The 26184-nt window shown below is 38.9% G+C and carries 13 protein-coding genes; all 13 read right to left on the reverse strand.

Going from position 1 to position 26184, the window contains the following annotated elements; translation table 11 throughout:
* Positions 1 to 55: 55 nt before the first annotated feature.
* The 13 genes from ACHWSC_RS00355 to ACHWSC_RS00415 all read right to left on the reverse strand — a co-directional run bounded on the left by ACHWSC_RS00355 (position 56) and on the right by ACHWSC_RS00415 (position 25687).
* Entirely contained in the window at positions 56 to 1090 is a 1035-nt protein-coding gene (locus ACHWSC_RS00355; protein ID WP_394675442.1) for an exo-alpha-sialidase, read from the reverse strand.
* A 161-nt stretch (positions 1091 to 1251) separates the two neighbouring features.
* Positions 1252 to 2688, reverse strand: coding sequence for an alpha-L-fucosidase (locus ACHWSC_RS00360; RefSeq protein WP_394675443.1), 1437 nt, complete (start codon positions 2686 to 2688; stop codon positions 1252 to 1254).
* A 77-nt stretch (positions 2689 to 2765) separates the two neighbouring features.
* Positions 2766 to 4346: a SusD/RagB family nutrient-binding outer membrane lipoprotein gene (locus tag ACHWSC_RS00365; protein ID WP_394675444.1), complete on the reverse strand. Its 1581-nt coding sequence runs from the start codon at positions 4344 to 4346 to the stop codon at positions 2766 to 2768.
* 11 nt (positions 4347 to 4357) lie between these two features.
* Positions 4358 to 7582: a SusC/RagA family TonB-linked outer membrane protein gene (locus tag ACHWSC_RS00370; protein WP_394675445.1), complete on the reverse strand. Its 3225-nt coding sequence runs from the start codon at positions 7580 to 7582 to the stop codon at positions 4358 to 4360.
* 533 nt (positions 7583 to 8115) lie between these two features.
* On the reverse strand, positions 8116 to 9291 hold the full coding sequence (locus tag ACHWSC_RS00375; RefSeq protein ID WP_394675446.1) for an ROK family protein: 1176 nt from the start codon (positions 9289 to 9291) through the stop codon (positions 8116 to 8118).
* A 201-nt stretch (positions 9292 to 9492) separates the two neighbouring features.
* On the reverse strand, positions 9493 to 11091 hold the full coding sequence (locus tag ACHWSC_RS00380) for a SusD/RagB family nutrient-binding outer membrane lipoprotein (RefSeq protein WP_394675447.1): 1599 nt from the start codon (positions 11089 to 11091) through the stop codon (positions 9493 to 9495).
* Positions 11092 to 11103: 12 nt separating this feature from the next.
* Positions 11104 to 14472 (reverse strand): SusC/RagA family TonB-linked outer membrane protein, encoded by a 3369-nt coding sequence (locus ACHWSC_RS00385; protein ID WP_394675448.1) that lies wholly within the window; start codon positions 14470 to 14472, stop codon positions 11104 to 11106.
* Between the two features lie 25 nt (positions 14473 to 14497).
* Positions 14498 to 15661: an ROK family protein gene (locus ACHWSC_RS00390; protein WP_394675449.1), complete on the reverse strand. Its 1164-nt coding sequence runs from the start codon at positions 15659 to 15661 to the stop codon at positions 14498 to 14500.
* Between the two features lie 371 nt (positions 15662 to 16032).
* Positions 16033 to 18582 (reverse strand): prolyl oligopeptidase family serine peptidase, encoded by a 2550-nt coding sequence (locus ACHWSC_RS00395; protein WP_394675450.1) that lies wholly within the window; start codon positions 18580 to 18582, stop codon positions 16033 to 16035.
* A gap of 52 nt (positions 18583 to 18634) precedes the next feature.
* A complete protein-coding gene (locus ACHWSC_RS00400; RefSeq protein WP_394675451.1) occupies positions 18635 to 19978 on the reverse strand; it encodes a c-type cytochrome in 1344 nt (447 codons plus the stop codon).
* Positions 19979 to 20004: 26 nt separating this feature from the next.
* Positions 20005 to 20589, reverse strand: a complete 585-nt coding sequence (locus ACHWSC_RS00405; protein ID WP_394675452.1) for a redoxin domain-containing protein — start codon at positions 20587 to 20589, stop codon at positions 20005 to 20007.
* 81 nt (positions 20590 to 20670) lie between these two features.
* The gene (locus tag ACHWSC_RS00410; RefSeq protein WP_313186341.1) at positions 20671 to 22371 is read right to left on the reverse strand and encodes a SusD/RagB family nutrient-binding outer membrane lipoprotein; all 1701 of its coding nucleotides are present in this window, start codon (positions 22369 to 22371) and stop codon (positions 20671 to 20673) included.
* Between the two features lie 16 nt (positions 22372 to 22387).
* Positions 22388 to 25687, reverse strand: a complete 3300-nt coding sequence (locus ACHWSC_RS00415) for a SusC/RagA family TonB-linked outer membrane protein (protein ID WP_394675453.1) — start codon at positions 25685 to 25687, stop codon at positions 22388 to 22390.
* Positions 25688 to 26184 lie beyond the last annotated feature (497 nt).

Raw genomic sequence — 26184 nt, forward strand, 5'->3', positions numbered from 1 at the left:
ACTTGGTTTTTAGAATACAACGAAGTTACTGCCATTTTTGTTACAACTATCATTCTTATTTGAGCACAATATGCTTAATACTTTTCCTATTCCAGGTATAGGTGATGTGGATAAGACCGTTTGTGTCCTGAATAATTGTCGGATAAGAATACTCATCGTTTTTTACTCCATCTTCAAGGGTTAGGACATCTTTCCACTGTAAGCCATCCTTTGATATGGCAACATGCAGTTTTGTGCGTCCTTCCCACCAGTCGTTGCCCGCGATGGCCGGATTGAAGACGATCATAAATAAACCATTATTTAAACGGATGGCGTCGGTGGCTGAATTGGGATTGAGCAGGTTTGTGGCTTGCCAGGGCCCCCAGGTAAGGCCTTCATCTGCTGAGAATGCTCCCATCACCTTATTTTCTTTACTTCGACAGAGCACCTGAATGCGTCCATCAGCATGTTGGATCACACTTGGCTGAATAACCTGGATACTGGTATCGGGGCGTATTGCGCTGACGGACCAGGAGCGGCCATGATCGCGGCTGATTTCCAGGTGTGCTTTCCAGATTTCTTCCTTGGACTCCGTGCTCGAAGGGGAGAGAATCAGTCCGTTTGTCAAGGTGATCGGTTTATTCTTGATAGGCCCCAATATACCTTCAGGCAACTGCTGCGGTGCAGACCAGGTCGTTCCTTTATCCAGCGAATGTTTGACATAGCCTTTCCATTCTCTGGGGTTGACCCCTATTTTATAATACAAAGATAGGGTATCACTGTGCGGGTATTGATAGAAGACAGGATTCCATGTTGGAAAGCGGTTGTCACCAATGATACCGTCTGCAATCTGTACAGGACGCTGCCATTGTCCATGGCTATACAGTGAACTCCATATGACAACATCGGGGTTAGATTCATGTGTACCACCAAACCAGGCTGCCAATAAACTGTCTTTTCCGATGACTTGAATCGTGGAAGCATGGCATTGTTGGAATGGAACCTGGCCTGTTTTAAAAATTTGCTCTGATACCAGGATCTGAGGTTTATACGTTGCACACGAGGATAGAAAAAGAAGGATAAATAGTGGAAATAGGTTGATTTTTTTCATTGGAATTTAAGGTTCTAAAAAAACCATAGTTTGTTGATGACTTATTTTCTTATTCCTGAGCAGAGGCTTTGGGAATATTGAGATGTTCAGGCGGTGATCGGTAAACAATGACCTTGTTAAATGATAAAATTCCGTTGGATTATATCCAACGGAATTCTATATTATTTGCTTTGCAATTGAATTGCAGTCGCATAACTAAATCGTGTACTAGGGCTTCTTAAGGTAATTTGGTTACCACGTTGAGACCAGTCTAATTTACCTTTATGACCCAAAATAGCGATTTTCTTTACGCTAAAATTATCAGGTACTTGAAAGACGTATTCATTTGGCTGCTGGTAAGTATCACCTTCAGAAAGATGGAATACATTGACCAATTTACTGTCTTTGCTTCTAGTGTAGTAATAGTCACCTTGGTGATATGGAGCAATCGTACGTGTTGCAAATACTGCAGTTTGATTGATTTTCATCCAGGCTGCCAGTTCGTTCAAGCGATCGTATGCTGCCTGGTCATAATCTCCTGTTGGGCCAGGGGCTATGTTCAATAGGTAGTTTCCGCCGCGAGAAATAATTTTTACCAATGTTTCAACAATCTTTTTGGTCGGTTTGTATTGGTCGTTGGGCACATAGCTGAACGAATTTCCCATGGTTATGCAACTTTCCCATGGAATATCCAAGGGATGTTCAGGAATCGCTTGTTCAGGTGTGACATAATTTTCCCAGTTTCCAGGTACCGTACGGTCGACAACGATAATGCCGGGTTGATTTTTCCTTGCCATGCCACCAATGCGGTCCATGTCAATGTCTTGTTCGACTTTAATGGTGCGTTGCCAGTCGACGGATTGGTCAATAGTTTTGAATGGTCGTACCCAACCTCCATCTAACCATAAGATATCGACCTTTCCATACTCGGAAGTAAGTTCATTGATTTGATTGTAGGTGTAATTTTTAAATTTTTCCCAGCGCTCAGGGTGTTTTTGAGGATCATAGTTTACATTTCGATCTTTTGGTGGGAAATAATTCCACCAGTAAAAATCCGTATGCCAATCCGGTTTGGAGAAATAGGCCCCAATTTTGAAACCGTCATTGCGGAAGGTGTTGAAAATTTCTTTGGTTACATTTGCTTTTGGATTTTTTGAAAATGGTGATTTTGGAGAGGTAATTTTATAGTCTGATTCCTTTGTGTCGAACATGGCAAACCCATCGTGATGTTTTGTTGTAAAGACGACATATTTCATGCCGGCAGCTTTTGCAGCATCAGCCCATTTTTGTGGATTGAAATCCGTAGGATTAAATGTGGTCTGTAGGTTTTCGTAATTTTTCACATATTCATTATATGTAGCTCCGTGTTCGGTTTTGCGTTGCGTCCAGCCTTCATCTTCTGGGCATAAGCTCCAGCTTTCAACGATTCCCCATTGACTATAGGTACCCCAGTGCATGAAAAGACCAAACTTCATATCTTGCCATTGTTCGAGATTTTCAATCACTAAAGGATCTGTCGGCTTTTGATAGCCGGCTGATACATTGTGTGCTTGGCCAAAGGTGAGTGTTACGCTTGAAGCGATCAGCGCAGTGGATATAATGGTTTTTAGTGTTTGCATTTCTAAATATAATGAAAATGATAAAAAGAAGGCCACCTTAGGTGGCCTTCTTTTAAATAGATGATGTAGTGTATACGTTAATTAACGTCCCAGAAGATTTTTGTTGTTCTTGTGTCTTTTGAACGAACAGCTTCGTAGTTTTCTGAATTTACTGAAATTTCCCCAGTAGGATAAAGTAGTCTTAAGGGAGGAGTTGCATAGTTCGCAAGTCCAGCTGTCAAAACTGTGATTTTAGGATAACCTGTTCTTCTATATTCAGACCAAGCATGTTGCGCTTGTAAAAATCCATAATGAACCCATTTTTGCGTTAAAATCAATTCTAATTTTGCAGCTGAAGTTCCGCTATAAGTGGCTGTTGAATTGTCTACGAAATCAGTAATCGTAGCATCACTAGGTTTATTCTCGGTCTTTATACCTGAAATATTTAACTTATTCAGGTAGTAGTAGAACGTAACAGATTGTTTAAGTGCTAGATTATAGGCCGCCTTTGCATCAGTGTCACTTCCCCATCTCAGATATGCCTCTGCTTTGGCAAAGTTTGTTTCAGATGCAGTAGTAACGATTCCTGGCAGTTTTGCGTTATCAAAGAAAGTTGCCGAATCCAATACAGCATATTTTTGATAATTTGTTAAGATATCGTTCTCTGTAAAGGTGATGGGCATTGCATTATACTCCTTATTAGGTGTAAATACTTTATCTTTAGTTACGCCAAATTTGTCATAGAATACAGGTATACGTGGATCATTAGCAGGTTTCATTGTTTTATTTAACATGTAATCCGTTGCGTATTGATTATTTCCTTCTGTTAATGCATCGCGCAATGTGGTCGTATTTGTTGTTAATGGTTGCAACAAGATGTCTGTTGTTCCCGGTAGATAATTTGCATTAGCTGCACCATCTACTAGAGGGTACGTAGATGGATTATTCAACATTTCTAAAACTTCTGTTCTTGCTTTACTTTCATCTACATTAGAAATTCGCATTAATAAGCGTAGACGTAAAGAGTTGGTGTAACGTCTCCATTTATCGACTCCCCCGCTATTTAAGATATCGAATTTTGAAAAATCACCAGTAGTTGCTGCTTGACTAAAATAAGTGTTAATTGCTTTGAGATCATTGATAAAAGAATAATATAGTTCTTTTTGATCATCAAATTTGGCTTTTTTGGCAATGCTCGTTAATGGCAAACTCCCTGCTTCTGAAAATGGTATATCTCCAAAATTGTCGATCAGTTTCGATGCTTCGTCATAAAGAACAACTTTACCTGCTTGAAGAAAAATCTCTTCTTTGGCTTTATTCTCTGGTGTTAAGGCATTATATGCAGCCTCCATTTTTCTATATACACCAAGTACTCCTGGGGCGTAGAAATCGGTCCAGTAACCATAGGAATAGCTGTCGCCGGGTTGATACATTGTATTACCTGGTATAAAAGAAACTGTTTGTGTGTAAATTGCTTGATTTGATAGAATAAATGTTCTATAATGCCAATAAGATGGTCGAACTCTATCGTTGTTTAACAAATCCGCAAAGAAACCCGGAATGCTAGCCTCTGTTGTTTGATCGGGATTGTTAAATGCATCTTCCATTTTGGATTTACATCCTGTAAATCCGAGGGTAGATAGCGTTAAAAATAATAATATATAAAATGATTTATTCATGATTAATAAGGTTAAAAATTAGCATTCAATGATATACCAAAACTTCTTGTCGCTGTATTGGAACCCACATCTACACCTTGTGACCACCACTGATTTCCAACTGGTGATTCTGGATCAATATTTTTCAGAGTTCTGTAGAAGTAGAATAGATTCCTACCCAATAGAGAAACTCTCACGTTATTTAATTTGAGTTTTTGAGTAACAGTAGATGGAATTCGGTAGCTAACAGATAGTTCCCGCATTTTGACAAACGAGTTGTCGTATACCGCTCCTTTTTCTGTCCATGAGTCTGCTCCCCATCCGAAAGTGTTCATATAGTATTCTGCCGCACTCAAATGCACGTTATTTTTAGCACCGGTATTTTGATTTACCCCATCTAAAGTAACTCCAGTTTCTCTGTACTCTAAGGTGTTTTCATAGGCACCAGTACCCATAGCATATTTTTGATTTTCAGAAACCATTTTACCTCCAAGGCGGTAATCAACAGTAAAATCCAATGACCAATTTTTGTAGTTGAATGTATTTGTCATACCACCAATTGCTTTTGGTAGAATATTCCCTACATATTTATACTTCGTTTTGTCAATAACGTAATAGCCTTCATCAGATATAAGGTTATTTCCATGTTCGTCTTTGGCAATATCGTAGGCATAAATATTACCTAATTTTTTGCCCACTTCAGCGACTACTTTTAAAGAGTTTTCATCTGCACTGTAGAACGTTAACATATCTCCCCCACTATTTAATTTATCTACCATTGTGCGATTGAAAGAATAGTTTAGACGGGTATTCCAGCTGAAATTCTCACGTTGAATAGGTGTTGCTGTTAACGAAACTTCAAGGCCATTATTTGAGATACGACCCACATTTGTCCATTGGGAAGTTGCACCAGCAGATGCTTCAGTTGTTAGATTTAAAATTTGATCGTCAATATAGTTGTCATAGTAGCTGACGTCTAAACCTAATCTGTTTTTTAAGAATTTCAATTCCAAACCATACTCCCATTCATATTTCATTTCTGGCATAAGGCCTAGATTTCCATAACTACCGCTGTAAGTCAAAGAAGGTACCGATCCATTGATTGTTGCAATGGCATTTTGGCTGTTTGCTACATTTGCAACATAGATTCCAGCATCATTTCCGACAATACCATAGGAAACACGTAATTTACCAAAATTGAAATTCTGAGATTTTAAGCCTAAAGCATCGCTAAAAATGAAACTTCCGCTAACCGAACCATATTTATAGTTATTATTGCCAGGAGGCATTGTAGACGAATACTCCGAACGATAGGTTCCATCCAAATATGCAAAGCCTTTATAACCGATATTGGCCATTCCGAAGTAAGCATATTTAATTTTTTTCTTTCGTTCATTCGTTGTTGTCGCGGGAGCGTAACTATTGCTGATACTAAACCAATTTTCTTTTACAAGGCCACCTTGTGTTGTTGATGATTGGTCATCGTAATTTTCTTCCCGTGACTGGAAGCCTGCACTTACACTATAATCCCAGTCACTATTAATTTTGTTAGCGTAGGTGGCTAACACGTCACCATATAATATGGAATAAAGTCCTTTTGATGTTGAGAACCCACCAGAACTATTGGATGTCGAGTTATAACGTGTAGCATACTCATTGTATTGTTGGTTCGTAATGGCTGCTGAAGTAAAATCATTACCAATTCTTCCTCTTAATTTGAGATGGTCTACCACGTTCCAGTTCAATGTAGCACTTGTTAGCAAACGATTTTCTGTTTCGTCGTAATTGTTTTTCTTCTGCGACCAGAAATAGTCTAATAAATTGTAAGGACGAATCGAATATTTGAAATCTTCGTCTCTTCCAGTACCAACAGCGGAATATTTATAACCATCGGAAGTTTGGTACTTTTCCTTTAATACTGACATGTCCTCCGTGCGACTGAAAAATCCCCCATAGGAGCCTAATACTTGTCCGAGTAAGGCAGAGCGATTATGTGTTTTTGTGTTTGTATAATTAGCGACGAGATCTAGTGATAATTTCTCGTGCATCTTCACCGTACTGTTTAGGTTGAAGGTGTTTCTGCTTTGTTTTGAACCTGGGCTAGTGCTTTTGTAATCCATGCGCGTACCGCTCAGACGATAGTTCACTTTATCAGTTTGATTGGAAATGGCAAAGTTGATGTTAGAGTTGTAACCTAAATCGAAGATGTCCTTGAAGTTGTTTTCGCGGGCTTCGTATTTCTTGGTCGTACCGTCCCACCAGCTTACTTCTTCACCAGTAAATTTAGGGCCGAAGTTTCCATATGAACGGAAATAAGGACGTCTTCCTGAGGGTGAATCTTTGTCTGCGATCCATCCTTCTGCATCAGCACCATTGGCGATGTTTGTGGCAGCATCATAACCAGGACCGTAAATATTTTGGAATTTTGGTAAGAATGCAGCGCGTTCGATAGAACCGTTGTAGTTAAAGTCAATGCCTAAACCTCTACCTTTAATTCCTTTTTTTGTTGTGATGACAATAACCCCACTTGCCGCATCAGAACCATATAGTGCACTTGCAGCAGACCCCTTTAAAATAGACATGCTTTCGATATCCGCAGGATTAATGTCTAACATACCATTACCACGAATACGTTGATCGTCCCAATAGTTGTTGTTATTGGCTCCTTTAGTGCCGTATTGTTCATCATTACGGATAATTACACCATCTACAACATATAACGGTTGCCGTTGATAGTTTAGGGAGTTAATACCACGGATTTGGACATTCACAGCACTTGATGCTCCACCAGGTGCTGTGGTTATTTTTACTCCTGATACTTTACCATATAAGGCTGACCCTATATTTGTATTTCCTGCTTTCGTAAGTTCTTCTGCTTTGATCGTACTCACCGCATAACCTAGTGCCTTGGAATCCCGTTTAATGCCCATCGCTGTGACGACAACTTCATCCAATGCAGAGGCGTCAGAAGTTAAGGTAACATTAATCGTTTTAGTCGAACCAACTACAATATCTTGTGATTTGTATCCAATAATGGATATTCTTAAAGTTTCGCCTTTAGAAGCTTGTAAAGTAAATGAACCATTTGCTGCTGTTTGTGTGCCCCTAGTTGTTCCTTTTATAGTAACCGTTGCACCAGAAATAGGTCCATTAGCATCTGAAACTGTCCCAGTAATGCTTTGCTGCGCGTAGAGTGATGTAGCACTAAATAGTGTACATAACGCTAATCCTGCAGTTCTTTTGTAAAATAGACTCATGTTTTAGGTATTTGTGTAAATGTGTCAGTTAATTGTACTGTTTATTAATTTATCATGGCTTAATGCAATGTGCTTTAAACTTGACGTGTTTATTTATAATAGATGTAAAAGTTTATATAATTTATGTTTCGCAATCGGTTGCGGATTTTGTGTATTTATTCTTTGTATTGATAATATCGTATGATTGCATTTAAAAGTTATTCCTCGGTATTTTTAATGATATGTTATAATATCATCGTTAGTATGTTTTTCTCCTGAATTTTCATGAAGGTACTTTTCTTAATGTGATTCAGTATTAGCGTTTATGATGTTAAAGATATGTAGTCTTTCTGTTAAGTTCAAAATTCTTTTTAAATTTTTTAAAAAGTATTACGCAAGTATTTATTTTTAGCTATAATGTTGATGTATCTTTATTAATATCAATGTTAATTGTAACAAAGGATATGATTAAAACTCAGTTTTTGCTGAATAAATCAGTGATTGTTCCTAGCAGATTATATGGTATTTTTAGCGCCGGCATCTTTTTCAGGTAGTTAAATAGTATCTAATAAACGATTGATATGATGTTCAACAACCAAGGCCGTTGTCCCTCGTTGTTGAGCTGTTTTATGTAACGTTGAGATTTCGATTTTGGTCATCCTGGCAATCCTTGGAATACTAAACTCATTAACTGCGTTTTGGATCTGTGGCATTAATATATTTCCGATTTCAGCTCCTCTTCCGCTTATAATGATCTTGTTTGGATTGAGGATATGTAATAAAGTAGATATTCCCTTTCCAATCATAAATCCGATTTTCCCAATTTGGTAGATAACTAATTGATCACCAATTTTTGCAGCTTCTATCAGTGCGTCACTCTTATTGCTCATCGTTTTTATCAACGTGCTATAAATTGAATATTCACCTTGTTGGATCGCAATTTCAGTTTGATCGATAGCCGATTTTAAAGAGGCTTCGACTTCAAGGCAACCTCTTTTGCCACAGGAGCACAAACTATTTGTATTGGATAATGGGATATGGCTAAATTCACCGGCGAAACCCGTTGCTCCTGTAAATATTTCTCCATTGATGATTATACCCAATCCTACTCCCCAATTGAGGTTGATCACTAAGGTATGTGTACTATCAATTCCACCGCCGAATTCTTTTTCAGCCCAAGCGACACTTCGCGAATCATTATCAATAACGGTAGGTATTTCTAGTGCTGTCTCAATAGTTTTTTTGAGGTAGTGCAGTGGGTTTTCTTCGGCATATGAATTGTTAACACCTGTATTCATGTTCACAAACCCAGGCATGCTGATTCCGATACCGATAATTTTTTTAATATCGATATGATGTTTTTCAATAAAATTCTTTAGCTGCGTGAGAATATTTATTCCGGCAATTGGATCTTGTAAATCCAATTGAATATCTATCTCTTCCTCTAAAATCTCTTGTTGTAAATTGCTGAGAAAGATAGATGTATAGAATTGGTCGATCGAAATACTAACAATGAAATTGTCCAAGTCGTCATTTAAGGAATATAATGCCGCCCGTCGCCCTCCGGTTGATGCCGCTAGTCCCTTGTCGACAATGATATTTTGTTCGAGTAATTCATTGATTGCCTTTGTAACAATAGGTGTGCTTTTAGCTAGACTTTTGGATAAGCCAGCAATGGACTGTTCTTTTAAATAATACAGACAGATCAGGATTTTCTCCCTTAATTCCATATAATAATGAGTGTTTTGTTAGTGAGACTCCCTTAGAGTGTGCTAAAGATATGTTATTTTTAGATTAAGAAAAAATAACTTTTTAAAAATTTTAAAAAGTTTAATGTTTTTAATAAGTGTTTTTAAATAGTTTTGATAGGTGAAAGCAAAAAAAAGCGCCCCCATTAATCGGGAGCGCTTTTTACGCGAAGATTTTATAAATTAATTGACATCCCACCATACTTTGGTTTTCTGCCATTCTGTACTATTTGTTTCTGTTTTTGTAGCTTTAAGGGTATTTTCTCTATTATATTGGTATTCTTTATCTGCGTAATTTAAGCGGTTCATATAAAACTCTTTTTCGTATAAATCGTTATTTGCAGCAGATTTTGGCGTTGCATCTGTTTGTCGTGCAAGTGCCCAGGCTTCGTAAGGTTGTCTAAAATTATCTAACCAGCGTTGTGCATAAATTAATTTTAATGCATTTGCACTGCTTAAACTTGTTGAAAGCGCTACTTTTGGATTCGAAAGAATAGTATTTAGCTGCGCGTTAGTCGGTAGGGAGGTAGGTTTATTTTCTTTCCATACTACACTTTTCATGGCCATTGTGGTCCAGAAATTGATTGATGATTTAACACCATTTTCGTACTCTGTTTTGGCCGCAGCAATGCCAGTCGCGTTGCCGATGCCTTTTACTGCCGCTTCGGCTTTTAGAAAATAAACTTCGGCAGCTGTCATAATCAATTCTGGGATATTTTTATCACGGCCGAAATAATAATTGAAGTTAGAAATAAGATCTCCGGCTCCCTTATTTGACCAATCATCATCTCTTCTTCTATTATATGGCTCACCTCCGTCTGACATTGCTTGATTTTGCGGTTTGGCCACCCACTCATTTTTTGCATTTGTTTCAAAATAGATTTTTGCACGTGGGTCAAAGATGCCAGTACCATCTACATTATTATTATCGCTAAGCATATTCCAGGCAGTACTACCCATACGTAAATAGATTCCTGCATGGAATGACCACTCCCGCCATTCGCCGGTAAAATTTTGGACCGCGGGGGTCAGGCCTATGTTCTCTGTGTTTTCCAGAAGAGGTAATACCAGCGCTTCTTTGATATGCGTTGCTGCAACTGTGGCGTTGGCATCATTCATTCTGAGCGCATAGCGTAAACGTAAGGAGTTACCAAACTTTTTCCAAAGTGCAATATCGCTGTTGAGCATAGACTCTGAGGATCCGATATTAATTTGATCAGCAGAAGTGCTTAGGGCAGCCACTGCAGTTTTTAAATCATTCAGCAAACTTTCATAAATGCTTTTTTGGCTATCAAAAACGGGTCTGTAATTTGTTGGACCTTGATCTGCCATACCGGCTTCTGAATAGGGGATGTCGCCAAAAATATCAGTCATCTTAAAGGTTTTATAAGCCTTTAAAATTGTTAACATCGCTTGTACATTTTGATATTTCGATTTGTCGGGGGATTCATTGATCATACGTTCTGTAAGACGTATGGATATTAATGCTCTATAGTAATTTTCCCACAATTCGTTCGAGGCATTTTGCATAGAATAGCCCGAATTACCTACCGTTGTGCCCAATTGTGTTACCGGATAGATCCAGGTATTGGCTGTTGCCTGCTCTTGTGCACCAAGCTCGATGCTGGCTACGACACCGTTAAAGAGACTTTTGACATCAGCTGTCTGTGCGTCCTTCCATGGTGCGTTCATTTCGTCGAAGTCTTTGGTGCATGAAGATACCATTGCCGTTCCAAGGACTAATGAACTATATACGATTGATTTAAAATAATTTCTTTTCATGATTTCCGAATGTTAAAATGATGCACTTATGCTAAATCCTAAGGAACGGACTCCTGGAAGAGCGCCAAATTCAATACCTTGCGCATTACCGATACCATTGACAGCTTCCGGATTTAAATTATCCGGTAGGCTGGTATATAGGTAAAATAAATCGCGACCGATCAAAGAGGCGGACATTCCCTGGAAGAATTTTGTTTTTTGAACGACCGATTTTGGAATTTGATAGGTCAATCTAACTTCGCGTAGTTTTGCCCAGGAATTTTCCAAAACTGCCAAACTGCGAGGCATTGGTATATTAGACCATGCAGCGTATGAGCCTGCATATTTCCACATGTAGTGAACAACGTCTTTGTTTTGTTCACCATTGCTAAAAACCCCATCCAATATGACGCCGTGGTTTGCTTTCGTTCCATCAGGATAGGTATATGCTAAACCGCCGCCGTCTCTTTCCAACAAGGTTTCAGGAGCCAGGCCATTGCCCATAGCAGTTGAATAACTTCCACTCCAGATATCTCCGCCCCATTTGAAGTCGACGAGTGCATAGAGTGAGAAATCTTTGTAGCGAAGGTTTGTGCCAAGCCCGCCTGTTAATTTTGGATTCGCATTTCCAATGGGTACTTGATTGGTCGTCACTTTGTAACGCGTACCCGTAGGGTTACCCTGTCCGTCCAAGACACGTTCAACAATACGATTGCCTTTATCATCATAAGTGAAGTCAGTGCCATATATTGTACCAAAATTATCACCAACTTTAACTTTCATCGTTACCCCTTCATTTCCGAACATTTCATCTAAGTAGTATTCGTCAATACCTGGAGCTAACTTAATGAGTTTATTTCTGTTGTGGGCTCCGTTAAGCGTTAAATCCCAGGAGAAATCCTGTGTTTTGATCGGAGTGGCTCGCAGCGTAAATTCATAACCTTGGTTTTGAAGTTCTCCGGAATTTGTCCGTACCCCAGTAACCCCAGACGATGGTGCGACATTTAAGTCGATAATCTGATCGGTTGAGTTGACTTTATAATAGGTAAAGGTTAGTCCTAAGCGATTTTTCAGGAAGCTTAAGTCTGTTCCTACTTCATACGAAGTAGAGCGTTGTGGTTTTAATAAATCTACAGGAAGTAAATTGTTGGAAATTTTTCTCAGGGCTTGACCATTAAATGTTCCTGTACCGTAAATATAAGATGTTTGATACGGTTTTGTTCCAATTGCACTTTTGGCGAATGCAGCACGCAATTTACCATAATCTAACCAGCTGGGCTTGTCATTCCATTTTTCTGTGAAGACATAACTCAATGACGCCGCTGGGTAGTTGTAACTTCTTGTTTTGCTCGGTAACGTTGAAGCCCAGTCATTTCTAAATGTTCCTTCGAAGAAGAGGAAGTTGTCATACGATATGTTGGCGATACCGAAAAGAGAGTTAATCTGTTGTTCCATTCGCTCCTCAACAGGGACAAATCCGGATACGGAACCTGTTTTGTTTATATTGGCAAGATAAAATAAAAAAGGATCATTGAACGGTCCATCATTAAAGCCTTGGATTCCGCGATAATTTGATTTCCAGGAACTTGCACCTACCGAAACACTACCGCTGAATTTGGAGCCATTTAAATTGTCCTTATGTGCTGTAGCTAAAAAGTCAAGATTTCGGTCTGTTGTTTTGTATAATTCATGTCCATATTTGCCTTGCAATCCTTCTTTATCGGTAGGATAGAATTTCTTGTCAAATTCATCCGAAGAGAAATTTCCAGAAGCTCTACCCATTAAAGTTAGCCAATCGGTTAATTCTGCATTTAACTTGACGGTACCTAAAAGCTGGTCGCGATTCAATTCCGTGTTGTTCATGAAGATGTTCCAGTATAGATCTTTTCCATAGCCTCCATAGGGGTATCCCATATTGTAAACTGATCCATCCAATAAGTTCTTACTGCCGTCGGCATTGCGATAGATGTCTTTTTCAAGATTTTTATAATCTCTAGACATCCCGTATGTCGAAAATTTACCCCATGAGTTGTTGCTATTACCTACATCTGGAGAATTCAGGCGGTAGTAGTTAATGTAACTAGCAGAAACATCAGCGGTAACTTTTTTAGATATTTTGACGTTAGTTCCTAAGTTGAAGGTATTGTTATTAAAGTTACTGTTAGGAATAATAGAGGTGTTATTTTGGCGGGTATAGGATAGCCGGACACTTCCGAGGTCATTTGCACCACTGAATGCTACATTGTGAGTTTGGGTATTTCCTGTTCGGTAAAATGATTTAATATTATCGGGTTGAGGAGAATAGTTCCGTTTCGTTCCATCCCACCATAGGATTTCTTGACCTTTCATTTCAGCTCCCCAGGAGGCGCCTGTACCATACCAGCTAAAATAATCCCAGGTGTTTTTTCCACCGGGTACAGCACCCTGGCTTAACCATTTTTGATCCGTAATATTTGTGCCCGACCAAGGGTCTGCACCTGGATATCTTACTTGGCCTTTAGCATCTACTGGTAGAGTAGGTACGGCTGAATAGAGCGCAATTGCGCCGCCGTAACCATATTTATTCTGCATGTCTTGGTAGCGATAGGGATCATTAGAACGGAAGGAATAGTTATAATCAATTCCGAGCCCCTCTTTTAGCTTTCCTTTCTTTGTCGTGATCAGGACCACACCATTACCACCACGTGCGCCATATAAAGCAGCGGCAGTAGGCCCTTTAAGGACGCTGACTTCTTCGATATCATCTGCATTTATGAAGTTAAGTATGGATCCCCAATCCTGATAAGAACCATTTGCTTTGGTGATATCATTTCCTTTACTTGCAATTTGATTGTTGTCTATCGGCATTCCGTCGATAACGTATAGCGGTTGGTTTGCTCCTGTAAGTGAAGCTGCGCCGCGTATCACAACACGTTGTGATCCACCCTCGACGCCATTTGACATACTGATGTTCATACCGGATACTTTTCCCATGAGTCCAGTAGCCACAGTAGGTGCATTTGTTTGTGTTAAGTCTTTTCCACCGACTTTTTGGACGGAATACCCGAGCGATTTGGCTTCGCGTTTGATTCCCAATGCGGTAACAACAACTTCATCCAGGGTAGAGTCATCGTTGGAGAGGATAACATCATAATTTGTCGTGGTTGTTACCTGTATTTCCTGTGGTTTATAGCCTACAATTGAGATCCGTAAGGTTTCACCTTGGCTAGCTCGGATCGAGAAAGTACCGTTTTCGCTGGTTTGTGTTGCCCGGTTTGATCCCTTTACTGAAACAGAGACTCCAGCGATAGGTCCCTTTGCATCTCTTACCGTACCGGTGAGAGATTGCTGTGCGTATAGCGATGTGACACTAAAAACAGTACACAGTGCTATTCCCGCAGCTTTTTTTTGAAATAGACTCATAGAATAGGTGTTATATGAAATTGATTTAGTTTATAATGTTTTCGATCAGATGATCCGCAACCAGCGCCGCAGTTCCCATTTGCTGCGCATCTTTGTGAAGTGAAGATATTTCAATGGCTGTCATCTTCGCTATTTTTGGAATACTGAATTCGTTAATGGCAACTTGTATTTGTGGCGCTATGATATCTCCGACTTCAGCACCGCGTCCACTGATTATTATTTTGTTCGGATTGAGGATATGCAATAATGTTGAAATCCCTTTGCCTAACATGTATCCGATTTTTCCGAGGTTATTAATGGCAATTTGATCCCCAAGTTTTGCAGCTTCAATTAAAGCATCAGATTTGTTTTGACCTGCTTTTGCGAAAGTGGAATAGATGGAATATTCCCCATTTTCGATATCAGATTCTGTATTTTGTATTGCTGCATTTAAAGAGGCTTCAACTTCCAAGCAGCCTCGTTTGCCACAGGAACATAGGGTATTTTTGTCTGAAAGTGGGATGTGGCTGAATTCGCCGGCAAAACCAGTTGCTCCTTTAAAAATTTCACCATTTATGATGATCCCAAGACCAACACCCCAGTTGAGATTGATGACCAGTGTATGTGCAATATCAACACCATGTCCAAATTCTTTTTCGGCCCACGCGATACACCGTGAATCGTTATCAATGACGGTGGTGACTTTTAACTTCTCTTCGATCTGTTTGTAGAGATGGTGAAGAGAAGAGTTTTTAGGATAAGAATCGTTGATTTTCTCTTCGGGATTGACAAACCCCGGCATACTGATGCCAACACCAATAATATACTGTGTTTCTATTTGATTTTTTGCTATAACCTCCTCTAGATGTTGCAAGATCATTTCACCAGCATCTTGTTCTTTCAGATTAATCGCCACATCTTTATGTTGCGCGACGACATTGTGGGCTAGGTCCGATATGGTAAACGAACTATAATATTGATCAATTGCAATACTTGCAATTAAATGCGGGAGCTGCTTGTTTAAGCCATATTGGGATGCGCGACGTCCACCTGTAGAGTCTCCAAGGCCATTATCAAGGATTAGACCTTCTTTAACAAGCTCATTAATTGTTTTTGTGACAATAGGAGTGCTTTTAGAGAGGTATTTTGAGATTTCTGCAATCGATTGCCTCTCATTATAATATAATAATCTTAGTATGTCAGCTTTCATGGTCAATTGGCTAGTGACAGAATGGTTATAATTGTTTAATAAAGATAAAGTATTTTTATCGAAAGTTCAAAAAACTTTTTAAAATTATTTAAAAAGTTTTTTCTATTCAAAATAAATGGATTACGTGTTTTAGCAAAGTTGCTAATCGCAAGGTTGAAGTTATAATCTATATATCTGTTGGAATTTTAAATGTACGATTGTCAGAATCTTTTTTTAATAAAAAAGCTATTTTCCAAATATGGTTATTCTTGATGATTCTTATGATATCGCTTGATTGGAGATATTTCTTAGTGAGTATGAATTGCAGCGGCACAAAAAACATTTTTTTTTTGCCACTGCAATTCGATAGTTCCTTCATTTTAGCGCGTTGCTTATTCTACAAGCCAATCATTTGTATAAAAGCCCGCATCAATAAGTGAATTTGGACCATATTTCAACATATCCAATTTGAAAAACATATAATCCGGGAAACCACTTGCACCGGCAAAGTATTGGTTTGCAGTAGCGGCTTTCATACCTTTGATTCCAGTGCCGGTAATAATGCCGATCGTATGGATATTACTTCCCTGTTTTTTCCAGATAAAGTAACCACCTAGATCACTACCTTCATATGTATGCATTCCCAACTTTACCGTTGAAGATGTTACGGAAATAGGGCAATCTGTCAAGAGTACGTTCCAAGCGCTGTTAGTCTCACTGTTGCCGATAAGAATAATATTTCTATTGGCATATGCTGTGGTGTCAAATTCAGTGTCGGCGATGATGTCAAATGAGCCATTACCACGGTAATACCATGACTCAGCGTCGTATTTCGCTTTTTCAAATGCCCATTTATTTTCCTCGGGTGTACCTTTCGTACCATAAACGTATACCATGTTATGGTTAAAGGCCTCTTTGAACATTCCGTTTCGGTGTGGCCCCTTTTCGGCAGGCGAAGGCTTTTCGATGATCTGCCATCCCTGTTTCGCCTTCCTTAAATAGATCATCGCATCTTTTGCTGATCTTTGGTAGCTAATCTGTGATAGCGAATCCAACATGATATTAATATGTTGACCTTCAGGAAAGGCGTCCAGGTTTAAGGCCAGGGTTTTTACATTGCCTGTTCGGCCTTGGATCGTATTGTTTTCTAGGTCACGAGTGAGCTGGATGTGTGAATAGGATAACGCTTCTTCCTGTTGATAAATTGTGGCCCAATAGTAAGAAGCCGATATGCCTGGATTTGCTGTTTTAAAATCAATCTTATTGACATCCTTATCGACTTTACGTTTATGCCATTTGAAATAATCAAACATGGGTTTCCAATCTACACTTTCATTACTATACCAGTGCGATCCACCGGGATATTCGTAATAACTGAAATCTGGATGGAATTCACCGAGAATGTTACGCATTTGACGTGCATAGCTTATCGGTACGGTGCGATCGGCATCGCCGTGCAAGACGTAAATTCCCAGTGGCTTGTAGTTTGATGCGTAGGCGATGACGTCACTTTGGTTACTCGAACGGAGTAAAATATTCTCCATTTCATTGCGACCTTTTTCGGGAATTAATCCGTCTGCCGAGCCGTAGCCTTTAAGTGTCGGGTAACCGGCGCAAGGAGCAATTGCAGCCCATTTATCTGGATAAGTAGCCCCCAAGAACCAAGTTCCATGTCCGCCCATAGAATGTCCGGTTAAATATACACGCTGTGTGTCTGGTTTTAATGTCTGTTTTGCTAAAGCAAGCACTTCTAGCGCATCTAAGCGTCCCCAATCCTCCCAGTTGAATCCACGAGGCCTACGGTTTGTTGGAGCTACTAATGTTCCCCAGTCTTTTGCGTGATAAGCTTGGGCCTGCCCTAATGCTTCCACGCCCGCACCGTGTACGGAGAAGAATAACGCATCGCCTGATTTTTCACCGCCGGTCGCGGGATTCACCGCAAAATACTGTAGACTACCGTCTATTTCACTGGTAAAAGTATGGCGGTATGGTGTGCTTGCAGATACGCTACGTAGGTTGATATTTTTCTGATCGATCAGTTTTCCTTTTTTGAACAAACCGAGCTTTACTGTGGGCGAACCGATGGCTACAATTTTTGACGCATCTATCTGCACGCTAATTTTTCTCGTACTATGTGCCGGGATAACTGGAACAGCTGTTGTACTTGTAAATCCTTCAATAGTATTCTCTATATTAAGGTCGTACATGTTCTTGGATGTATTATTGATCACAACAACACCCGCCAGTAATTTACTGTTATTTTTACCCAAAACGATATCAGGAAGTGTAGTGTCGTTAATGTCCAATATCGCTGGCTGAGTAGGAAATGATAACTCAGCCTGTACCAATATACCACGTACATAAAATTCATTCAATCCTTTCTTTAGTTGTACAGGAATGTTTAACCAGCCCATGCGATAGGGGTCACCGGAATGGAGTTCGCCGTTGATCAAAACAGCACTGTTGCCTTTGATATTAAGAATAGCAGCTTGCGATTTCTTTGCGTTATAAGTCAGATACAAATAGGTAGGACCTAATCCACGTCGTGGGGTAGCGTTTTGTTGTGTGGTGGTAGAATTAGCTATCTTTTCGATTCTTCCCGGGCCTGCAGGGTTATTGGGATTTCGTAGGTTCCCCCCCATACCGGGCGACGGTCTAAAAAAACCAGAGGTGTCAGTCTGGATAAAGGTCCACTTTGCTTGATCTATCTGCTTTCCGGTTATGCTTTTCCCTTCTTTGGGCTCAATAAATGTTCCGTTGTAATAGTTCCAAAGAAACTCGTCTGAATAGACTGCTTCTCTGCCATAGGAATGCGTAATTTGTAAGTATAGTCCTTTTTCAAAACGATATTTGTTTTGGGCAAGTAAGCCAAAATGTAAAAAAGCGAAAGGTATTATAATTAATTTGCTAACTGCGCAGGAGAAGATTTTTTGTATCATCATTTTGATTCTTCTAAAAGTTGTTAATTATTATCGAGTTTAATAACAAATATTGTTAGTCAGGCGAAGCGCTGAGCTTTTCGTCATCTTCCTTGTATGGTACATAAATCAGCAGCATTGTCATCATCTCTTGGTCGGATTGCATATTGGAGTAAGAATATATATTTTGTGGTGGATTGAACGGATTGAAAGGGTTTTTTTCGGTATTATCATACGTACATTCCATATGTATAGTAGAGCCGCGGGGTATCTTCATAAATTTTTTATAGCGGTACATCTCTTGCCATCTATAATCCCATTTTGGAATATTTACGAGTGGAATAGTATCTCCCAGATTGTTGGTGTAGTATGCCTTAAACGATTTCCCGATATAATGCATGTGTGGCCATATATAAAGCAAAGAAAGATCTTCGGCGGGATTTGTAAATTTCAATGTATAATCCTTTACTTGATTAGCTGGGATCATAAAAAAAGAAGGCCTAATATCCTTTTCTCCTAAACCGCCAGAACCAAAGCTTACAACAGTAACTTTTCTTTTTATCGGTTTTTTGGTGAAAAATAAATGTATACCATTAACGGACTGCTCATCAATAGGTGTAGGAGAAAAATGGATAGATAGCAATATTATACCACGCTTAGGCATTGTCCATCCTATTCCTTCGGGATAAGATTCAGCTGACGAGCCTGGGATCCATCCTCCATAGTATGCCATATCACGCTTGAAAATTCTGTATGGATCTGTATAAATAGTATTGCCGTCGGTATGATTGGCAAATTTTGGTTGTTGATAAATATCTATTGCCGGATCTGAAATCACCTGTACTGAATAGTTAGCATGGTGGATTAAGCGTTTATTGTTGCTAAAGAATTCTACCCCTTCTATAGCTTGTTCTTGATCCAATTCAAAAGGTATCTTGAATTCTACGAAACGTTCTTTGTTATTTCCTTTGACGGTAAATGTATCTAAAGCTGTCAGTGTCAAATCTGGAGTTCGTCCATATCCAGTGATACTATACAGTTCACTTATTTCAGTCGTTGATTTTTTGCCTTTTTTTACTCCGTTATCGATCCAGTTGACGACTGTTTCGATTTCTTTTTTAGTCAGTGACCTATCGTTAGAAAAATGGACATAATTATTATCTGCAGTCCAAGGAGGCATGTATCCTGAAGTGATTACTTTTTTTATGAAATTACTTCGTTTGGAAATGTCGTTATAAGTCAAAAGTGGAAAAGGAGCTGCTTCACCGGGTCGATGACAGGGCGCACATTTTGATAAAATAATAGGTTCGACATCTTGATAATAGGATTGAGCATAAGAATTTGTATCTACAAAGCCCACCACTATAAATATTGTTTTTAATATACTTGATATAACTTTATAAATAGCTGTTTTGTTCATGGCAATATTAAATGAGCGAGTCAATATCAGTTAATGATACACCCGATAGGTTCTGTCTTTTTTATAGTAATCGCTTGTTTTGACAGGTGTTGTCGTAAAGCATCTGCTAAATAGTGTGCTGTTGTCACCGTTCTTTTTTTGCCCAAATCAACTGCCCAATTGTCAATAGCTCCAAAATAAATTACTTTTCCGTTTTCGACGAACGTAACTGTGGGAGTGATTTTAACATGAAGAGAATTGGTTAGATTTAAGTTAGTGTCTCGGAATAATGGAATATTAAGTTTGTATTTCGTTGCAAAAGCCTGAATTTCGGAAGATTCGTATAATTCTCCAGGAAAAATACCAATAAATGCTATTTTATCACCATACTGCTTTGCCAGGGTATTTATGTCTTTAGTATAGTTTTGACACAATGGGCATTCAGGAGATAGAAAGATATAGACTGTAGCCAATTCAGAAGGCATAAATGAAATGTCTGAATTTTTATTGATGTCTGTCAACCTAAATATTTCTTTATTTACGGTTTGCAAGAATGCTTTCGAAGGAAAGAAAAACATCAATAGAAGGCTTATCATGATTCCTTTTTCAGGTAATCTTTGGATATTTATCATGGGCATAACATTTTTCCAGCTTATTAAAATAAAGAACTTACCTGATCCTTTATTGGATCAAGTAAGTTGCATTGTGTTTTATTATTCACTTTTATCCCACCATACTCGCCCCAATATGCTTGTTGGCTCTCCGAAATCAGGATCTTTTCTCATTTCTTCGATTGCATCGAAACGATTTTGGTAATTGTAATCGCCTGCTAATGGATAGTTTATTACGAATCTACGTGGCATTTTTATTGCTTGACCTTCAACGAACCAAGGTTCAAAAGCAATTGCCGTATTATTATTAGGCATATTTGTTCTTTTTACTATTGCCCACGCTTCATTATAATTTTTGAAGAAATTTAGATAAGCTTGCAATACAATTTGTTCTAATCCTTTGCTTGCTTTGAATTTAATGTCCGGCTGTTGTTTAAACGTTGCTATTTCAGTATCTGTCAAAGGAGAGTAGTCATAGATAAGCGCTTTTTTTGCTGCCTTATCATAAAACTTTAAAGAGGCTTCAACACCTTTATAGTACCATTCTTCCGCACTTTCGCTAGTTGTTCCACGTTGGGCTAGTTCAGCACGCATAAAGCATACGTCAGCATACGTTATCAATGGCATTGTACCTAATCCCGTGCCACCGTTATTTTCGGGTTGGAATAATCTATCTTGTATTCTGGAAACTGTATCTAATGTAATCGTGCTTTGGCCGTTTGCTATCTGAATTGGCGTAAAGAATCTTGATTTTTTTGGATCGTTTGGAGACGAAGGGCTAGAGTACTGACCATAATAACGCCTTGTATCAAAAATGGATGAGGAAGGTATTTTGCCTTGTGCTTTAGCTAAAGCGAAATTATCTTCACTCCACATATTTTTCACAAAGAAGAAACGTAAGCGCGGATCTTGATTATTCCACATATAATCAATCACATCGTGATCTCCTACAAAAGCCCTTCCGTTGCCTGTAATGTTCCAATTGCCACCGCCAGTAAACTGAGCTCCTGGATAAAATACCCATTCTTCATCTGCACTGTTAATTACATTACTGGCATCGGCAAGTACTTCTTTAACAATCGTTGCCATACGTTGCGGGTCGCGTTTTGACAAGCGTAATGCAATTTTTAAACGAAGCGAATTAGCTGCCTTAATCCATCGAGACACATCGCCTTTGAAATAAAGATCACTGTTGCCATAACTAAATTGTTCAACGGGCTGTTCTTTTTTTAGAATTTCTACTGCTGCCTTTAATTCTTGATCAAAGGTCGCATATAATTCGCTTTGTGTTTCGTATTTAGGGGTTAAGGTACCGCCATATCTCGCCCCGAATGCCTCGGTATAAGCTAAACTGCCGTTAACGTCAGAAACATACCAGGCGTTATATACTTTTAGTATTGTTGGAATGGTGCGCATATAGACATATCTGGCCTTTTCGTCTTCACTCATTTTATCGACAGTCTTTTGGATATCAACAAGGACATTTCCAACACCAATATAAAATCTTCCGTAGCGATTGTTTGTATTAGCCGCATTTTCTGAAACCGTTATACCATTTCCTGTTCGTGACAGAAAAGCACGAGACCATCTTGAAATGAAATTGTAATTATCATAAAACGCTTCAAAATCATTGTTGTGGGCTGAAGTGATTGCTTGAGCGAATAGTGGGGGTAAAGAGATATTAATAACCGCATCAGGGTCCGTGTTATATTCTGCGAAATCTTTTTTGCTACACGCACTTAGTGTAGTGATAAATATAGATAGAATAGTAATTCTATTTAAGTGTCTTGATAATATTTTCATGATCAAACTTTTTAACTTAAAAATTGGTGTTTAACGTGACAGAGAAGCTTCTTATGAGTGGCGTTCCTCCACCTAAAAATGCAGATGCAGATCCAGTAGTACGATAATCTTCTGGATTGATATTGTCTGGTAAACTATTGTAAAGATATCCTAAATTCCTGCCAGATAGTGTCATGCGCAAATTGTTAAGTTTGAATCTTGATGCTGTGGTACGAGGCAAGTCGTAGCTTACAGAGACGTCTCTTACCATTACCCATGAGGATTCGAACGCAGATTTTTCGCGGATACCAGCACCCCAACCGTAGGTGTTATTGTAGTATGCATAGGTGAGCATAGGATTTTTTAATCCCTGATCTACTGCTTCCTGATAGCTCATACCTCCAACATCTTTACCGCCTAACATAGTTCCTTGGGCAAAAACGCCATCGGGAATAAGTCCCCAAGCCTCATTTCCATTTGCATCCTTGAATTGTATTCCTCCAGCTTCTCCTTTTCGACCGTATAATGTACTCGCTATTTGTCCAGTTTGAGAACCATAATTGTATGTTGGAGAATATACATATCCGCCAAATTTAGAATCGAGCATTACACTTAATGATAGGGCTTTGTAGTTCACGGTGTTAATAATGCTTCCGAGGAATTTGGGTTGTGTGGATCCAATTTTAATTTCTTTATCTAATCCTTGCGCATAGTTTTGCGAACGTACGTACGATGCTCCCGTTGTTGTAGGTGACATAACATATTTACCATTGCTCGGATGATCTATTGGATTTCCTGAACCATCTCTTGCCTGGAAACGAGCTAGACCATAAGAGGCAACCATAACGCCATATTCTCCTCCTACTTCAGCGATCGCCCTAATACCGTCATCTCCTTCTAATGATGAGACTGTTACACCTGGTGCCAATGCAATAATTTTGCTTCTATTACGCGTATAATTAAAAGCTACGTCCCAAGAAAAATTTTCTTTTTTAATGGGAGTACCATATATCTTAGCTTCGATTCCTTGGTTTCGGATATGACCACTGTTGATAAGCGCATTGCTTACGCCTGATTCTTGTGAAACTGGTAGGTTGATAATCTGATTTTTAGTGTTTTTTTGGTAATATGTGAAATCAATTCCCAAACGATTATTTAAAAATCTTAAATCAGTACCCGTTTCCCAGGTAGAACTTTTTTCTGGGACAAGATGCCTGTTTCCTAAATTATTTGAGTCGAAATAATAACGTGTTATTTCGCCGTTTTCTGCACTAATATAATTACTAGTAGGAAGGTAATATCCAGTCATCGCCCTGTATGCATCAGTTCCTTTTCCTACGATATTGTAAGAAAATCTTAATTTGGAGAAGCTGAATATAGTGGAAGGTAATTTCAACGCTTCATGGAATGTCCAGGCTAGATCCATTCCTGGGTAAAAATAGGAGTATGTACCAGTCTGGTCAGGGTATAGAAGAGATGAGTCCCAGTCATTACGTCCGTATAGATTTAATGTAAGCCATTTTTTATAGGTGACAGCACCTTGAAATAACAAGGAAAAACTTTGACTAATATAAGGTTTGCTTTCAGTGTAGCCTATAGCGTTTGTTGAATTGGAAAGACGGAATATGTCTGGGATACGCATGCCATTGGTCCAAGCTTCTAAACCCTTACGCTCGGAGCGGTTTACTTCAGCTCCTCCTAATGCAGTGACTTCAAAGTCATTGAAAGTTTTTCTATAGTTAATATTACTATGATATCTTGTTTGGATTACTCGATACTGATTTGTGCGGTAGCTACCTCCGTTAAAATTAGATTCCTGTCCCCGGTTTCTCTGTTCGTTATTGGCATTGAATAGATTTACGCTGAAGATATTTTCCATTTGTAGCCAATCCGTGAAGTTAATCTTTGCATTGATATTACCACGGAAGTTTTCTTCTTTTTGAAGTTGTTTTTGTTCGTACAACGTGAAAAATACGCCTTGTGATGAAGTCGGATCTTGATCACTAACACCGCCATTGATAGGATTAAGATATTGATCTTTCCAATACATAAGATCATACTCTCTAGGCATTCCCCATGTGAGGCCATACATTAAATTGTTTCCTCCAGAAGAACGATTTGGGTTGAAACTGTTGCTCCCAACATATGTTGCCCCTGCATCTATTACTACAGCTTTTCTAATGCGATGAGTAGCTCTTAATGCAATACTATTTCTATCAAATTTATTTTGTGGAACTACTCCTTTTGCGTACGAATTTGAATAGGAGATACGAAATGTAGTTTGTTCGTTTCCTCCCGAAAGAGCTAAATTAGAGTTTCTGTATTGGCCTGTCTGGTAGAGATCAAGGATATTGTTATTTGGCTGAAATTTTATTTCGTGCCCGGCAGGATCTTTCAGCGTGCGTCCGTCAAAGGCAGGCCCAAAACTATAGCCGAAATAAGTAGCGGGAATCTGTTCTAAGCCATCATTACCTTTGGGATAAACGTAGTTCGGTAATATTCCGGTGCCGTATTTATCTTGAAAGTCTACTGTTGCATAGGGATCGTCGATTCCTTGTGTGTGTGTAAAAGAAACTCCCAGTCCACGTTGAGAATAACCTTTTTTAGTCGTAATTAAAATTACCCCATTACTTGCTCTGCTGCCATAAAGAGCGGTAACGGACCCTCCATTTAAAACAGAGATAGATTCGATATCATCCAAGTTGAAATTTTTAAGAATGTTACCGAAATCTTGTTCTCCGCCGCGATTTGGTATGACGACGTCATCATCCATAATGATACCGTCTACGACAATTAAAGGGGTATTGCCGAAAGGATCGAGCGAGCTTGCCCCCCGAATAAGAAAACGCGGAGTCGATTGAGGGCCACCGGTACCAACGTTAACTTGCATGCCGGGGACCATTCCTTGCAAAGCTGCAATTGGGTTAATAGCATTTGTTTTTGCAATGTCTTCTCCACTGATTTGTGTCATTGCGTATCCCAGTTGTCGACGCTCTCTGGATTCACCTAATCCAGTTACAACAACTTCATCTAAAGCGGATGCATTTTCTGATAATGTGATACTAATTTTTGTATTGGTACCGACTAAGATTTCTTGTGGAGTGTAACCAACTCGTGTTATACGAATCGTTTCGCCCTGTGCCGCTTGGATATTGAAGGATCCATTTACGGTGGTTTGTGTGGCTCTGGTAGTACCTTTTACAGCAACTGTTACCCCAGAAATTGGCCCATTGGCATCCTTTACCGTTCCGGTAATAGTCTGCTGCGCATAGAGAGCCGATGCACTAAAAAGAGTACATATCGCCAATCCTGCGGATCTTTTGTAAAATAGACTCATGCTTATAATATTTAGTATTAATAATGATTAGTTTTTATTTACAACTTCTAAGGTTGTTTAAGTTTGTTCTATGGTCTCTCATTCGTTACCGTTACTGCTAACGGTTGATATGTATGGCTGCTAAAATAGTTTACCGCTAATTTTAAGGCTTTTATTTTCATCATTCAGCCCTAGGCTAAAGGCGTATGATTTAATTTGTAGCCTGATCCAAATTCATTTGGGAGTTCATCGAAAAGATATTAACTGTCATATTGATCAGATAATTGTCAAGGCTTTTCTTTACAGTTTAAGATTATTTAAATAATTTCTTTTTCACTTTGTGGGCAACTTAAAATAGGATTTACTTCATTTCAGGAAGCCGAGAGATTGAATAGCATACTTGCCTCTCTCGCTGAATTACTAAAGTTCGTTGTGCTTGCTTGGAAATTGTACTAAGCCAGTTCACTCGCTTTTTTGCTTGTTTTTTTTGTGTAATAAATTCATTTTCTATTATTTAA

Origin of the sequence: uncultured Sphingobacterium sp. (genome assembly GCF_964277905.1) — a bacterium.
GTDB lineage: Bacteria > Bacteroidota > Bacteroidia > Sphingobacteriales > Sphingobacteriaceae > Sphingobacterium > Sphingobacterium siyangense.